Origin of the sequence: uncultured Gelidibacter sp. (assembly GCF_947500795.1) — a bacterium.
Taxonomy (GTDB): domain Bacteria; phylum Bacteroidota; class Bacteroidia; order Flavobacteriales; family Flavobacteriaceae; genus Gelidibacter.
In genome coordinates, this window is record NZ_CANMTE010000003.1 from 372,713 (window position 1) to 387,354 (window position 14,642).

Here is a 14,642-nt window from a genome sequence, read left to right on the forward strand (position 1 = left end):
ATATATTCATTGGACATCAAATTGTTGATAACATCCAATACATGTTAAACCATATCTTCACATTAATTAAAACCTGATTTTTTGATTTTAATTATCTGGTTGACAATTTTTGTTTTCTCTGATTTTGACAATCCAATTTGGTAAACTAAGAATATCAGAACACTTGTAGAAGTGACTAAAGTTAACACAAACCTAGTTATTTCGTTATTAGTAATTGAATGTACTAAAAGTGATATCCCTATCGTAAGGATCAGAATAGGAATCGTCCTTACCACGACTTTTTGTAGGTAAGTAATGATCGATAATCCTCCGTGCAATTTAGCAAAATATAAACGTAATAATAACGCGGGTATTTCTATTAAAAAAGAAACGATAAGGATAGTATACGGGGGATATCCTAAATATAGAAATAGATACCCTATTGGTATGATTAACAATATTAATGAGCCTACAATTATTTGATACCATTTAATGTTTCCTACTGCCTGAAGAATTATGGGTAACCCAGAACCTAATTGGTTGAGTAACGTAATTAAAATTACTAATCTTCCAAAGGTCACTGTATAGTCGGGAACTTCTTTTAACCAAAGTTTCAAAACAAAAGGCATCTCTATTAAGACAGGAACCGCAATAATGGCTAACATAAAAAAAGAGAATTTACTTGCACTCATTGCCAAATCCAACATACGCGTTCTATCTTGAGAACCTTCACTTTTTAAAATTTGAGGATTAAATGAATTAAGTAATGTTGATGAAAACCCTAATAATTGTGAGTTGATTTGATTTGCAATGCCGTAAGCTGCATTAATGGTGGTGCCATAAAATATATTCAATAGGACAGCTACACCCTGATTTCTTCCAATACTGCAAGCTACCCCAAAAGTATTCCAACCGGCAAAACTGGTCATATCCTTTATTAAAATTTTGTCGTAATATTTATCTAATTGTATTTTTATAATTGAATATTTTTGCATAGTATACAAACCCTGCACACCCAATATTAAAACCACACTTAAAGCAGATAACAAACTATAAATGAACAACTTATCAAATCCGGTGTAAAACAAATAAAATGCGATTAGCAACTTTAATACAGAGCTAACGATTTCAAAGAGTGCTACAATTTTGAAATTTTCATGAGAATTCAGCAATGCTTCAAAAGGCACAGAAAACACCGTTATCATGGTGCTAAATGTCATAAAGTGAAAAACTGTTTTGGCTATATCAATTTTATCTTCACTTATATTTAAAATATTTTCAAAAAAGAAGAACCCAGCTACTTCTAAAATGAGAGCAATACCAATTGCCAAAATTCCATGTAAAATGAAACTCGTATTAAATACAGTATTTAGTTTTTCATTATCCTCTGTCCCGAGATAAAAAGACATAAAACGCTGAGTCGAAATAGACATTGAGTTCTTGAGAAAACCTAACAATGCAATTAATCCTCCAACTACCGCATATATTCCATAATCCTCTACACCTAAAGCTTCTAGAACCAACCGTGTAGAGTACAATGCTATTGCAATTGTAATAAGCATTTTAACATATAAGATTGCCGAATTAAAAGCAATGAGGCTATTTCCTGCCTTTTCTTTCATCTATAAATGCAATTAGCAAAGTTTAAATTAAGGTATTTCATGAAAAAGAACACTTCAGAAAAATTTATCTCACAAGATTATTCGATTTCTAACAAAATTCCACTGTGAATTTTTATCAGCATCGTCAGAATGGAAACTATTAAAGAAATTACTGCAAAATCATAAAGGATTAAGTGTTTGGAAAAAACTAAATTTCTCGAAGTATAATTTGAACTATCTTTTTTGCAGCTTTGCCATCACCATAAGGATTATAAGATTTGGAAAATTTTTCATAGAGTGTTACATTTTGTATTAAACGTTGCGTCTGACCAACAATTTCTTTGGTTTCATTCCCAACTAACTTAACAGTTCCAGCAATAACCGCTTCAGGTCTCTCTGTAGTATCTCTCATAACTAAAACTGGCTTTCCTAGACTAGGAGCTTCTTCTTGCACTCCTCCCGAGTCAGTTAAAATTATATAGGATCTGTTCATTAATGCAATAAACTGCATATAAGATTGTGGCGGAATTAAAAATACATTTCCTTCTTTATTCTCAGTATAGTCATATTCTTTCAATATTCTATTTACGGGCTCTCTCACATTTGGATTTAAGTGGACGGGGTAAATAAAATTAATATCAGGATTCAATCTTGCCAATTCCGCAATTGCATAGCATATATTTTCAAATCCTTCACCAAAATTCTCCCTCCTATGTCCAGTTATAAGAATCATCTTTTTATCCCCCAAAAAAGTTAGACTTCGATTAGGCAAACCTTCAAACTCCAATTCTGTTCCTTCTAGCTTTTTGAGTACGATAAACAAGGAATCTATAACAGTATTACCAGTAATATAAATATCATCATTTGAGACACCATCTTCTAAAAGATTTTTGGAATTTAATTCAGTTGGCGCAAAATGTAGTTTAGTCAATTTCGTAGTCAATACCCTATTTGCCTCTTCCGGCCAGGGTGAATATAAATTTCCTGTCCGTAAACCTGCTTCAACATGCCCAACTGGTATTTTGTTATAAAAACTTGCCATCGCGGCACTAAACACTGTAGTAGTGTCACCTTGTATTAAAACTAGATCAGGTTTTTCTGACTTCAAAAATTTATCAATTGATGATATTGCCTTTGCTGTCAAGTCACTTAAAGTTTGATTTGGCGTCATCAATTCTAAATCGAAATCAGGCTTAATATCAAATATTTCTAATACTTGATCCAACATTTCTCTATGCTGACCCGTTACACATATGCGCAAATTAATATTTGCATGTTTTTTCAGTTCAAGAATAATCGGAGCCATTTTAATAGCTTCTGGTCTCGTACCAAAGATGACTGCAACTTTTTTAATTTTCATATTATTAAATTATATTTACTATTTCTTATTTGAATACAAACATGACATAAGATTACTAGATAATTCAACTGCTTTTAAAATAACAGACTCTGTATGTAAAGCATTCTTTCTGTAATTATATTATTTTTGGAAAGTGGCAAAACTACGACAATAAGAAGATTAACCAACTTTAAAATTATTGTTTTATGCCATTAGAAGTTAATTTAATATCAAATTTATAGCACGCTAATTATATTGCTTAATCCCCCTTTATTACTACAAAACTCATCATTATAAAATTATATTCAAACACTCGGGAAATTTACTGTAATACATGCATATATTATCTTGCTTAATCCCAGGAATTAATACTTTTAATTATTTGGTGATAATAGATTTTACATAATCATAATAATCACCTTTATAATCCGCGATTTCATCTGCAACAATGTCCTTATTAATCCATCCAAAGTTCATTGCGATCTCTTCTAAACATGCAATTTTAAGTCCTGTCCTTTTTTCTACTGCTTTCACAAATTCAGTTGCTTCCGTGAGGGCTTCATGAGTGCCCGTATCCAACCAAGCAAACCCTCGGCTTAAGATTTGAAGCTTCAAATTTCCCTGCTCTAAATAAGCTTGATTGACCGACGTTATTTCCAATTCTCCACGATGAGAAGGCTTCAGTGTTTTGGCTATCCTAACGATAGAATTAGGGTAGAAATACAAACCTACTACTGCAAAATTTGATTTTGGTTGCTCAGGCTTTTCTTCAATACTAATGACGTTCTGATCTGAATCAAACTCTGCCACACCATATCGTTCTGGGTCCTTTACATAATTACCAAAAATAATAGCTTTACCATCGTTATGCACGGCTTGTACGGCATCACTTAACCTCTTTTGAAAACCGGATCCATAAAATATATTATCTCCTAAAACCAAACACACGTCATCTTCTCCAATAAACTCTTCACCTAAGATGAATGCTTGAGCTAATCCATCTGGACTTGGTTGCTCCTTATAACTTAAATTCAACCCCAATTGAGATCCATTCCCAAATAACGCTTTAAAATTGGGAAGATCTCTTGGCGTAGAAATAATTAATATATCTCTGATACCTGCCAACATTAATACAGATAATGGATAATAAATCATCGGTTTATCATAGATAGGCAAAAGCTGTTTACTAACGGCTATTGTTAATGGATGTAATCGTGTTCCAGACCCACCCGCTAAGATAATTCCCTTCATTTTATATTTTTAAGAGTAATGACTTCATAATTACGTCAGTTTATCATCTAATGATATTGTTTAGCATAGAAATTTAGATAGTCTCCACTAGTAACCTTATGTAACCAATCCTCATGTTTTAAATACCAATCTATAGTATTGGATAAGCCATCTTCAAATGTCACTGAAGGACTCCAGCCCAATTCCAAATTAATCTTAGTAGCATCAATTGCATATCTCAAATCATGTCCTGGGCGGTCTTTAATATATGTAATTAATTGTTCACTATTTCCTGGGCTTCTGTTAAGTTTGATATCCATTTGCTTGCATAATAGTTGCACCAAATCAATATTTTTCCATTCGTTAAATCCTCCAATATTATAAGTTTCTTGCTTTTTGCCATGGTGAAAAATCATCTCAATGGCAATGGCATGATCAAGAACGTATAACCAGTCTCGGATGAAGTTACCATCGCCATACACAGGTAATGGCTTCTGTTGTATAATATTATTAATAAATAGCGGGATGAGCTTTTCAGGAAACTGATAAGGCCCATAATTATTTGAACAATTTGAGATTACATACGGTAAATTATATGTTTCTCCATAAGCTCTGACAAAATGATCTGAACTCGCTTTTGATGCAGAGTAAGGCGAATTAGGACTATAGGATGTAGATTCTACAAATAATCCTTCGGAGCCTAATGAACCATATACTTCATCAGTACTGACGTGATAAAACAATTTCTCATCCCAATTTTCCGACCATAAATTTTTAAAAGCATTTAGCAAAACTATTGTACCAATAATATTGGTTTGAGCAAAAGCCAAAGGATTTGCAATAGACCTATCAACATGAGACTCCGCTGCTAGATGAATTATACTGTCAGGTCTTTCAGATTGGAACAATTCTTCAATAAAAGTTACATCTGTAATATCTCCTTTTATAAATCGATAATTATTTTTATTCTCAACATCTTTAAGATTCAATAAATTACCCGCATATGTAAGATTGTCCAAATTAATAATTTGGTAATCTGGATATGTATTAACAAAAAGCCGAATTACGTGGGAGCCTATGAAACCCGCACCCCCAGTAATTAACACTTTTTTTGACATCTTAATTGAATTATAAATATTAAAGTAAAATTAAATTTTGGATTTATTATCAGGTTATCGAATGGATACATTCGTTTTTATCTCTGATTGAAAATCACCAATTAATCCTCTTTCACAATGACACTAACTGTATCCTCTACTAACTTATAAATTTCATTGGTTTCAAAACATGAAGCCAAGTGCTCTGAATTAAATTCAAGTTTGTGTCCAGCCTTACTCACCCACCCTACCTGATAACCAGGATTACCTATAATAAGTGCATAATCAGGCACATCTTTAGTAACCACAGTGCCAGCACCAATTAAAGCATATTGCCCTATGATATTGCCACAAATAATTGTTGAGTTTGCCCCGATGGACGCCCCTCTTTTTATAAACGTCTCCTTAAATTCTTGTTTTCTGACAATAAAACTCCTAGGATTTATCACATTGGTAAACACTACAGAAGGACCAATAAAGACATCATCTTCTATCTCTACACCTTCATAAATGGAAATATTATTTTGCACCTTCACATTATTCCCTATCCTTACATTAGGTCCTACCACACAATTTTGTCCAAACGAACAATTCTTTCCTATTACCGAATTTGATAGAATATGACTAAAATGCCAAACCTTTGTATGAGCACCGATAATTACATTAGCGTCTATATAACTGGATTCGTGTACAAAAAATTTGCTCATCGATGTTAATTGGTTTAAGGGTTTAGGGATAAATCAATATAATTTATGAATATAATTCCAAGACACTTATTTCACAAGTTTACAAAACGGATGATACTCGCCCTTCAAGCCAATTGCATCGAGGTTCCTTATTTGGGAGACCATACTTATGGAACCGTAAGCTTCGTTAAGTCCAAAACCATTTCCTTTTAATATTTCTTCGTAACTCTTACTATGGAGATCAGAAAAACCACCACTGAACTCAATGTCTTCGCCGTTAACGGTAATCGCACGATAGGTCGTTAGTCCATTAGATTTTATAGTATTAGGAAGGTACTCAGAATTTACAGAAAGAAACCATCTGACCTTGGCATGTTTCAGTTGTAAATATCCCGCGTTGGTATCTGCCGTTTTTAAATGCACTTCAGATTCATTGACATCTCCAAAAATCCAACACAGCATATCGAAAAAATGAACGCCAATATTAGAGGCAATGCCACCGGATTTTGCTTCATCACCCTTCCAAGAGACAAAATACCACTTACCTCTAGAGGTTAAATAGGTCAAGTCAATATCATAAACGTTATTTGGATTAATCTCCAATTCTTTAGCGACTTTTTCTTTTAATGCAATTATGGAAGGATGGAGTCGTAATTGAAGAATATTATTAATTTTATTTCCGGTTTCATTTTCAATAACTTTCAACTGATCAAGATTCCAAGGATTGAGAACCATAGGTTTTTCTGAAATGGCATTTGCCCCACTTCTCAAAGCAAACCGAATATGCGAGTCATGTAAATAATTAGGCGAACAAATAGATACATAATCAATTTTATGACCGCTATCTCTTCTCCATTTGTCCACGAAACGATCAAAACGTTCAAATTCTGTAAAAAAACTAGCTTGTGGAAAATAACTATCCATCACACCAATACCATCATAAGGATCTAAAGCGGCCACCAAGTTGTTTCCAGTTTCCTTTATCGCCTTCATGTGTCTCGGTGCAATATATCCGGAAGCTCCAATCATTGCGAAGTTTTTCATAATTCTTGTTAAAGTTGAAAATTTATAAACCTTAGCATTTTAATCAATAGCATAATTATCGACCGATGGCATAGTACTGAAAACCAATAGTCTTTAAGGTTTCAGAATTTAAAATTCCCCGACCATCAAACACAAATGCAGGTTTTTGCATAATATCATATATTTTTTGCCAATCATAAAACTTGAACTCATCCCACTCAGTTAAAATGGCTATGGCATGCGCATCTTTACAGGCATTATAAGGGTTGTCTTCTGTAATTAACTGATTTTGATTATCCTCTTCTGTCCTAGAATTTAAATAATTAAGATCATTCTGCATTTGTTGTGCAGTTACTTTTGGATCATAAACACAAATAGTTGCCTGCTCTTCAATAAGCTGATCTGCCACATATATTGCCGCTGACTCTCGCGTGTCATTTGTATCTTTTTTAAAGGCCCATCCAAGAAATGCTATTTTTTTTCCCGAGATAGTATTATAAAGGGTTTTAACAATTTTGGTGGAAAAACGTCGTTTTTGATAATCGTTCATGATTATGACTTGTTCCCAATAATCTGCTACTTCCTTTAAACCATAAGATTTTGCTATATATACTAAATTAAGTATATCCTTCTGAAAACATGAACCACCGAACCCCACCGAGGCTTTCAAAAATTTTGGACCTATGCGGCTGTCTTTCCCAATAGCATTTGCTACTTCATTTACATCAGCTCCAGTAACCTCACATAATTCTGTGAGCGCATTAATGGAAGACACACGCTGCGCCAAAAAAGCATTTGCAGTTAATTTTGACAATTCAGAGGACCATAAATTTGTTGTAATTATGTTCTCATTAGGCACCCAACTTAAATAAATATCAACTAGGGCCTGAATTGCCTCTACCCCTTCTTTTGTCTGCTCGCCACCAATTAAGACGCGATCAGGCATCAACAAATCTTGAACCGCAGTACCTTCTGCAAGAAATTCAGGATTAGATAAGATTTGAAAATTTATTCCGTTACCGGTATTATGTAAGATACTTTTAATGGTTTGGGCAGTCTTTACAGGTAATGTAGATTTCTCAACAATGATCTTATCTGAGGTTGAGACTTTTGCGATTTGCCTCGCACATAATTCAATGTACTTCAAATCGGCTGCCATCCCCTTACCCTTGCCATAGGTTTTTGTCGGCGTATTGACCGAAATAAAGACCATATCAGCCGCTTCTATAGCAGCATCAACTTCTGTACTAAAAAATAAATTTCGATTTCTTGCTTCAGCCACTACGGCATCCAATCCTGGTTCATAGATTGGTAACTGGTCCAAATCTTCATGGTTCCAAGCCTCAATCCGAGATTCGTTAACATCAACTACAGTAACTTTTATCTGCGGGTTTTTTTGCGCAATGACGGCCATAGTAGGCCCCCCCACATAACCTGCACCTATGCAACAAATAGTAGTTACTTTCATCTCATTAATTTTTTTACCTCTCATTATAGAACCACAATCACTTATTTTAAAACTTCTTTCCTTTAAATGAATCTTGATTTTCAATAAACCATTGATAGGTACTCGCAATTCCTGACTTCAAATCAATTTCTGCCTGCCAACCTTCTTTTTTAAGTTTGCTAACATCCATCAATTTGCGTGGGGTGCCATCAGGCTTAGAACTATCCCAGACAATAGCACCTTCATGTCCTACAATGTCTTGAATAGTTTCTGCCAATTCTTTGATCGTCACATCAACACCCGTACCGACGTTATAGAGATTGTCTGGCATTTTATGTTCTAGGGCATACACTACTGCTTTAGCCATATCATCTACATGAAGAAATTCCCGCATCGGCGTGCCGCTACCCCAAAGTTCTACGGGTGCATTGTCTCGTTTTGCTTCATGAAACTTACGAATCATGGCAGGCAACACATGAGAAGATTTCAAATCGAAATTATCGTTGGGCCCATACAAATTAGTAGGCATTAAACTTACAAAATCTTTATTGTATTGCTTTCTAATCGCCTCACAAGCTTTAACACCTGCTATTTTTGCGATAGCATACCATTCGTTCGTAGGCTCTAAACTGTCGGTCAATAAGTATTCTTCTTTTAATGGTTGCGCTGCGAATTTTGGATAGATACACGAACTTCCCAAAAACATAAATTTTTCTACGTTATAATTATGTGCCGCATCTATCAAATTGTTCTGAATTTGAAGATTCTCCATTAAGAACGGATAGGGGTTTTCATTATTCGCCAATATACCTCCCACTTTTGCAGCGGCATCTACCACAACCTCAGGATGTTCAGTTTCAAAAAAAGCATTGACCTCCGATTGATTGCGTAAATTGACCTCTTTACTCGATTTTCCAATTAAATTGGTGTAGCCTAATGCTTTTAAGGCACGCCAAACGGCGGAACCTACCATACCTCTATGCCCTGCAATATATATTTTTGTTGTTTTATCCATTTCTATTCGAAATAATTAAGCGTTCTATGACCACCTTCTTTTAAGTAATGCTCTTTTTGCATTAATTTAATATCGCCCTTCATCATATCTTTCACTAGATCCTGAAGATCCATTTGCGGCACCCAACCCAGTTTGTTCTTTGCTTTAGAAGCATCACCAATCAACAAATCAACTTCCGTTGGTCTAAAATATTTAGGGTCTACGTTAACAACTTCTGTTCCAATTGGCAACTGAAAGGCGTCATTATGACAAGCAGTCACAAATGCCTTTTCTTCAACTCCTGATCCTTTAAACTCCAAATCCATACCAACTTCAGCGAATGCCATCTTTATAAAATCGCGTACTGTTGTGGTTTTCCCTGTAGCAATTACCCAATCTTCCGGTTCGTCAGCTTGTAGAATCATCCACATCATGCGCACATAATCCTTGGCGTGACCCCAGTCTCTTTTTGCATCTAAGTTTCCTAGATATAATTTATCTTGCATCCCTAATGCTATACGAGAAACCGCTCTAGTAATTTTACGTGTTACAAATGTCTCCCCTCTGATTGGAGACTCGTGATTAAACAAAATCCCGTTACAAGCAAACAAGTTATAGGCTTCACGATAGTTAACTGTGATCCAGTACGCGTACATTTTTGCAACAGCATAAGGTGAACGAGGATAGAACGGTGTTGTTTCCGATTGTGGCACCTCTTGAACCTTTCCATACAATTCAGAAGTGGAAGCTTGGTATATTCGAGTTTTTTTCTCCATTCCTAATAAACGAACCGCCTCAAGAATCCTTAAAGTACCTAAGCCATCGGTATTACCGGTATATTCTGGAATTTCAAATGACACACTTACGTGACTCATGGCCGCTAGATTATAAATTTCATCAGGTTGAATATCTTTTATCAATCTAATTAAATTTGTACTGTCAGTTAAATCACCATAATGCAGGAAAAAATCACGATCTTTTTCATGCGGGCCTTGATACAAATGGTCAATTCTATCAGTGTTCAATAGAGACGACCGTCTCTTTACACCATGAACTTCATAATTTTTATTCAACAAAAACTCGGCTAGATACGCACCATCTTGCCCTGTAATTCCAGTAATAAGTGCAATTTTTTTCATTTTAATATATGTATTACGTTTACGCTTGGCCACGGCTTCGCCATTGCCTGTCACATAGAATTATGCAACCACCTGATTTAAAACAACCTATAGAAAACTTAGAAACACTCCATAGGCCTTAAAAAGTTGCAAAAATAAGACTTTTTTAAAGAATAAGCGAACTCCTTTTGAGATAAGATTGACTGATTTACTTAATTTCCAGCTTAACAACATATCCTAGTTTATGTAGCACCACCCAACATTGGTTGCCCGAAACATATTTTACAGTACCCTTTTTTTCTTTTAATCCAAAACGCTCCAAATCAACTTCTTGACCTACTTGTATTTGTTCCGTGGAAATGACATTATGTTTTTGCGAAGCAATATCTTGAAGCAATTCCACCTCTGCCTGCGGGACAATGGCTGGTTTTCCCAGCCAAAACAAGTAGCGCAAGGCACCATTGACGACGAATACTTCAGCCCTTTGTTTTTCCGACACATTAACGAGTAGCATTGAAGGCAACAAAGGCACAACAACCTTTTTTTTACGATCGCTCCATTGCCGAATTTCCACTCGTGTGGGATAACAGACTTCAAACCCCATTTCGGTAAGACGTTCGGTGACTTTTAATTCAAATTTCGGTTTGGTAATGAGGACATGCCATGCCATAGTATGTAGGATTTTTTTTTAAAAAATTTTAGGAATAGCAAAGTACTCCATATTTATTATTTATATGAATATTGAAGATAATGAAATCATAAGACGACCAGAATAATCAACATCATAATCACCAAATAGACCATACTAATAATTGGAGTGGTAAAGGGGCCTACTAACATTTAAAATCTGTTATATCCAAATAAATTAAAACAAAACTAAGACTATATCTTTACATTTATAAGAAGTGATTTATTTTAAATTCAAATTCCAGCCAAAATACGTTTATGAGAGACGTAACCAAACGCTGTTCATCGGTGTTTTCTTCCCTATATCTTAATTATTAAACAATTAAACTAAATAATTTATTATATTCTATTAACTTCTTACATTTGCAAAAGCAAGTGTCGTCAGATGTGTTAAAACTTTTAAGCTGAATCAAAATGTTTTATAACTTACAAAAATCATTCTTAGCTGTATATTACATATCACTCCTAGAAATTTAGATCATTATCAGATTTAAGTCAGCCATTTGACACTTCAACATAGAAATTGCAAAAAAATAAAATAAACACCCAAATTATGAAACAAATTTACCTTATTTTAATCGCCCTAATTACATTTAATTTTGGCTATACTCAGACAGATTTGGTCGCCATTGATAGAGACAATATCATAGGGCCAACCAATACTGCCACTGTATCAAATGTATATGCAGTTGGATTCACACGTGGAAGTGGAATATCTAAACCAAATGGAAACTCAGTAGATGGATTCGCATCTCAAGGCTTTGACCAAATGAGTGCTCTAACGGCATTCAATAATCGCGACTACGTTGAATGGGAAGCTTCAGCTAATCCTAACTATGTTGTAACTATTAATTCAATAAGATTAGTTATTAATCGAAAACAAAATTCTCCAAGCAATTTTACTATAACCTATAGTACCGATAATTTTGTGACGCGTACAACTTTGCCTGCTAAATCTATAACATCAAAAGATAATACTACATTAATATTTAATAACTTTTCTGTCACAGCTCCTATTAATGGAAACATAAAATTTAGATTATTAGTTTGGGACCAATCTTCTAGCCAGCCAGAAATTGGTATAAATGCGCTACCTCAGTCAAATAACACCGACTTGTCAGGTGTTACACAACCAGGTTTAATTATGAGTGGTACTATAACGCCCAATACTACATTTGACGGCTTAACATTCAGTGGCGATACATGGTCACCACAACCACCCTCAACAACTACTAGTACTAAAAATGCTTATGTTCTTGATGGTAATTACGAAGTCACGAGCCATGTCCAAGTTAAAAACTTGACTGTTAATTCTGGCGCTTCAGTATTAGTTAAACCAACAGGTTCCATTACAGTAAATGGTAATTTAATTACAAACAACAATTTTACATTGCAATCCACATCAACCTCATATCCAAGTCTAATCGTAACTGGCTCAGTGGATGGAAATGCCACTTATATTCGTCATGTAAACGCTAACAGCGCAGGGAACGATTTAATCTCAGCCCCGGTTACTGGAGAAAACTTTAATGTTTTTATTTCGAAAAACCCTAATGTTACATCGAGATCAACACATCCAAATAATAAATCCTTTGAATATATATTTGGCACTTTTAACAAAACAAATGATACTTATGAAATTTGGACCAATACAACAACAACTACACTTTTGCCAGGTGTTGGTTATAGAGCTGGATCTATTTCAAATCAAAACAACCAATCTTTTTTCACCTTTACAGGAGAGGTGAACACAGGAATAGTCCCTCAAACTTTGAGTTTTGGCCCATCAAATTCTGCCTTTGAGAAATCCAATTTAATTGGCAACCCTTACCCATCTTACATTGATGCAAAAATGTTTATCGATCAAAATTTAAACCAATTTGACCCAAATAGGATTGCCGTTTATGGTTTTGATGGCGACTCATCTAACGGTTGGATTGTATGGACTAAAGCAAATGCCCAACACATTACACCTGGACAAGGATTTTTCGTAGTAGGCAAATCACCAGGTGTGGTTATGACCTTTACACCAGCCATGGCAAGTGCAGCATCTAACGACGATTTTATTCAAGGAAGACCAGCCAATAGCAATACAGCACATACCATATTACAAATTAGTAACGGATCCAAAACGTATACAACAGGGTTATATTTCAACGAAGAATCGAGCAAATCTAATGATATGGGTTATGACGCCCCTGTTTTTGGTTTAAACGCACCAAACTTCGCTATATATTCCCAATTAGTTGAAAATAATTCAGGACTAGATTTAGCCGTACAATCCTTGTCATATGATGATTTAGCTGATGTTATAATACCTATTGGTATTAATGCTAAGGAGGGGCAACAAATTACAATAAATTTAAGAGACGCTCATATTCCTCAAGATACAGAAGTATATTTAGAAGATAATGTTGATAACACGTATACATTATTAAACAACTCTGATTATACTTTCACTACCAAATCCAATTTAAATGGAATAGGTCGTTTCTTTTTAAGATTCACGAGTTCTACTTTAGAAAATAATGATTCTAATATAGATAAGGGACTGCAAATTTATGCAAGCTCTAAGATAATATTCATTAAAGGTTTATTGAACAACACGACCACTGCTTCCGTTTATGATCTTCAAGGAAGAAAAATTAGAACAATAACGCTCGAAGGAAACACTAATAACAATCAATTAGATCTTTCTCAAGTTGCTTCAGGCGTCTATATAATTAAATTAAAGAATGACACTCAAGAAAAAACTCAAAAAATAATTTTAAATTAAAAAAAGTTTATAGAGTAATCTCAAAAAACGCCATCTAAGTTATCAAACAGTTGGCGTTTTCGTCTGTATTAATGTTCTAAACAAACGGTGGACAGTAAAGTCAATTTGACATCCATTAAACAGTAGCAATGTTTAAAATTGAGTAGTTGTAAATGTGAAATCATTTTCAAAATTACTTTAATAATTAATAACGAGTCTAATAACTATTCAATTATTGCTGAAAACAACTCAATTGCATCATCTCCAATAACTTTTATGTTTAAACACTGTTATTGATTTGTAAGATTTACATAAACATTCTATTTAGATTGGGTAAAATTGAAAATCATCATTATATTTGCATAATATATTTATAGTATGAAAAACAAGCACACAAAAGAAGAAATTACCAGAAAGGAAGCGTTGGCACGTATGGGTAAATATGCTGCCTTAACAGCTGCAGGTACATTTTTAATTTTAAATCCGGCTGCGGCTCAAACACAATCATTTCTTCCAGGACCTGAAGGAGGATTTAATAACGGAGCGAATAAGTCTGAAAAAGGTCAACAAACATTTCCTGGTAAAAGTGAAAAAATTAATAATGGAAAGAAGGAACAGCAGCAATATAGTAGAGGTACAGATATTTGGAATAAATAATATTATGAAGTTCATTTCAATTAATAAAA

12 protein-coding genes are annotated in these 14,642 nt (G+C 34.3%); 2 read left to right on the top strand and 10 right to left on the bottom strand.

Annotation, left to right across the window (positions count from 1 at the left end; genetic code table 11):
- Positions 1 to 62 precede the first annotated feature (62 nt).
- The 10 genes from Q0947_RS09515 to Q0947_RS09560 form a co-directional block, all read right to left on the bottom strand.
- Positions 63 to 1,601 carry an MATE family efflux transporter gene (locus Q0947_RS09515; protein WP_299396376.1) on the bottom strand — a complete coding sequence of 513 codons (1,539 nt, stop codon included), beginning with the start codon at positions 1,599 to 1,601 and terminating at the stop codon, positions 63 to 65.
- Positions 1,602 to 1,788: 187 nt separating this feature from the next.
- A complete protein-coding gene (wecB, locus tag Q0947_RS09520; RefSeq protein WP_299396379.1) occupies positions 1,789 to 2,940 on the bottom strand; it encodes a non-hydrolyzing UDP-N-acetylglucosamine 2-epimerase in 1,152 nt (383 codons plus the stop codon).
- Positions 2,941 to 3,297: 357 nt separating this feature from the next.
- A complete protein-coding gene (rfbA, locus tag Q0947_RS09525; protein ID WP_299396382.1) occupies positions 3,298 to 4,170 on the bottom strand; it encodes a glucose-1-phosphate thymidylyltransferase RfbA in 873 nt (290 codons plus the stop codon).
- A gap of 47 nt (positions 4,171 to 4,217) precedes the next feature.
- The gene (gene rfbB / locus Q0947_RS09530; protein ID WP_299396385.1) at positions 4,218 to 5,267 is read right to left on the bottom strand and encodes a dTDP-glucose 4,6-dehydratase; all 1,050 of its coding nucleotides are present in this window, start codon (positions 5,265 to 5,267) and stop codon (positions 4,218 to 4,220) included.
- 101 nt (positions 5,268 to 5,368) lie between these two features.
- The gene (locus Q0947_RS09535; protein ID WP_299396388.1) at positions 5,369 to 5,953 is read right to left on the bottom strand and encodes an acyltransferase; all 585 of its coding nucleotides are present in this window, start codon (positions 5,951 to 5,953) and stop codon (positions 5,369 to 5,371) included.
- A gap of 66 nt (positions 5,954 to 6,019) precedes the next feature.
- The gene (locus Q0947_RS09540; RefSeq protein WP_299396391.1) at positions 6,020 to 6,976 is read right to left on the bottom strand and encodes a Gfo/Idh/MocA family oxidoreductase; all 957 of its coding nucleotides are present in this window, start codon (positions 6,974 to 6,976) and stop codon (positions 6,020 to 6,022) included.
- A 55-nt stretch (positions 6,977 to 7,031) separates the two neighbouring features.
- Positions 7,032 to 8,423 (bottom strand): UDP-glucose 6-dehydrogenase, encoded by a 1,392-nt coding sequence (locus Q0947_RS09545; protein WP_299396709.1) that lies wholly within the window; start codon positions 8,421 to 8,423, stop codon positions 7,032 to 7,034.
- Between the two features lie 46 nt (positions 8,424 to 8,469).
- The gene (locus Q0947_RS09550) at positions 8,470 to 9,417 is read right to left on the bottom strand and encodes a GDP-L-fucose synthase (protein ID WP_299396393.1); all 948 of its coding nucleotides are present in this window, start codon (positions 9,415 to 9,417) and stop codon (positions 8,470 to 8,472) included.
- Between the two features lie 2 nt (positions 9,418 to 9,419).
- Positions 9,420 to 10,535 (bottom strand): GDP-mannose 4,6-dehydratase, encoded by a 1,116-nt coding sequence (gmd, locus tag Q0947_RS09555; RefSeq protein ID WP_299396394.1) that lies wholly within the window; start codon positions 10,533 to 10,535, stop codon positions 9,420 to 9,422.
- 187 nt (positions 10,536 to 10,722) lie between these two features.
- Positions 10,723 to 11,184 carry a UpxY family transcription antiterminator gene (locus tag Q0947_RS09560; protein ID WP_299396395.1) on the bottom strand — a complete coding sequence of 154 codons (462 nt, stop codon included), beginning with the start codon at positions 11,182 to 11,184 and terminating at the stop codon, positions 10,723 to 10,725.
- A gap of 570 nt (positions 11,185 to 11,754) precedes the next feature.
- Between Q0947_RS09560 and Q0947_RS09565 the strand changes: the two genes are divergently transcribed.
- Positions 11,755 to 13,977, top strand: a complete 2,223-nt coding sequence (locus Q0947_RS09565) for a T9SS type A sorting domain-containing protein (protein ID WP_299396396.1) — start codon at positions 11,755 to 11,757, stop codon at positions 13,975 to 13,977.
- Between the two features lie 357 nt (positions 13,978 to 14,334).
- Positions 14,335 to 14,613 carry a hypothetical protein gene (locus tag Q0947_RS09570; protein WP_299396734.1) on the top strand — a complete coding sequence of 93 codons (279 nt, stop codon included), beginning with the start codon at positions 14,335 to 14,337 and terminating at the stop codon, positions 14,611 to 14,613.
- Positions 14,614 to 14,642: the final 29 nt, after the last annotated feature.

Bases quoted from the DNA above. Each gene is read 5' to 3' on its own strand.
- Q0947_RS09515 (WP_299396376.1), bottom strand. From the start codon at position 1,601: ATGAAAGAAAAGGCAGGAAATAGCCTCATTGCTTTTAATTCGGCAATC.
- wecB (WP_299396379.1), bottom strand. From the start codon at position 2,940: ATGAAAATTAAAAAAGTTGCAGTCATCTTTGGTACGAGACCAGAAGCT.
- rfbA (WP_299396382.1), bottom strand. From the start codon at position 4,170: ATGAAGGGAATTATCTTAGCGGGTGGGTCTGGAACACGATTACATCCA.
- rfbB (WP_299396385.1), bottom strand. From the start codon at position 5,267: ATGTCAAAAAAAGTGTTAATTACTGGGGGTGCGGGTTTCATAGGCTCC.
- Q0947_RS09535 (WP_299396388.1), bottom strand. From the start codon at position 5,953: ATGAGCAAATTTTTTGTACACGAATCCAGTTATATAGACGCTAATGTA.
- Q0947_RS09540 (WP_299396391.1), bottom strand. From the start codon at position 6,976: ATGAAAAACTTCGCAATGATTGGAGCTTCCGGATATATTGCACCGAGA.
- Q0947_RS09545 (WP_299396709.1), bottom strand. From the start codon at position 8,423: ATGAAAGTAACTACTATTTGTTGCATAGGTGCAGGTTATGTGGGGGGG.
- Q0947_RS09550 (WP_299396393.1), bottom strand. From the start codon at position 9,417: ATGGATAAAACAACAAAAATATATATTGCAGGGCATAGAGGTATGGTA.
- gmd (WP_299396394.1), bottom strand. From the start codon at position 10,535: ATGAAAAAAATTGCACTTATTACTGGAATTACAGGGCAAGATGGTGCG.
- Q0947_RS09560 (WP_299396395.1), bottom strand. From the start codon at position 11,184: ATGGCATGGCATGTCCTCATTACCAAACCGAAATTTGAATTAAAAGTC.
- Q0947_RS09565 (WP_299396396.1), top strand. From the start codon at position 11,755: ATGAAACAAATTTACCTTATTTTAATCGCCCTAATTACATTTAATTTT.
- Q0947_RS09570 (WP_299396734.1), top strand. From the start codon at position 14,335: ATGAAAAACAAGCACACAAAAGAAGAAATTACCAGAAAGGAAGCGTTG.